The sequence below is a fragment of the Mycobacterium syngnathidarum genome, from assembly GCF_001942625.1.
Lineage (GTDB): Bacteria > Actinomycetota > Actinomycetes > Mycobacteriales > Mycobacteriaceae > Mycobacterium > Mycobacterium syngnathidarum.
In genome coordinates this window covers 1-413 of sequence record NZ_MLCL01000009.1, presented here as the reverse complement: position 1 = coordinate 413, position 413 = coordinate 1, and the positions used below count along the sequence as shown (strand labels likewise).

Sequence of the window (413 nt, the reverse complement as noted above, 5' to 3'; positions counted from 1 at the left end):
CCGGTCGGTGAGGTGAAAACGACTGTGCCATCGGGGTATTGACGGTCCGTCCAGCCCTTGACGAAAGTTTTGACCAGGTGATGGGCCCGGCAGTACAGCTTGGTGTTGGACGGATGCGTCGGCCCGGCGGGCCAGGGCGCGGTGTGGTCGATGTCGCAGCGTTCGGCTGGGGCGTCGCAGCCGGGGAACCGGCAGGTCAGATCACGCCACCGGATGAACTCCGACAGTGCCGCCGAGGGGCGATACCGCGGCTCACCCACACCGGCGGGATCCTCGGCCACCGCACGCTCGGCGGATTCGGCCGCCTCGCCGGGCTCGGCTGGCACCGGCAAGGGTACGGGTTTGATCTTGGCGGTAGCCGCCACCTTGCGCACGCTCTCGGCGGGCACGATGCCGTACCCGGGCAGATACCC

1 protein-coding gene is annotated in these 413 nt (G+C 69.0%); it reads right to left on the bottom strand.

Annotated elements, in window-relative coordinates:
• On the bottom strand, positions 1–413 hold a 413-nt coding region (locus BKG60_RS02390), incomplete at both ends, for an HNH endonuclease signature motif containing protein (protein ID WP_131827497.1).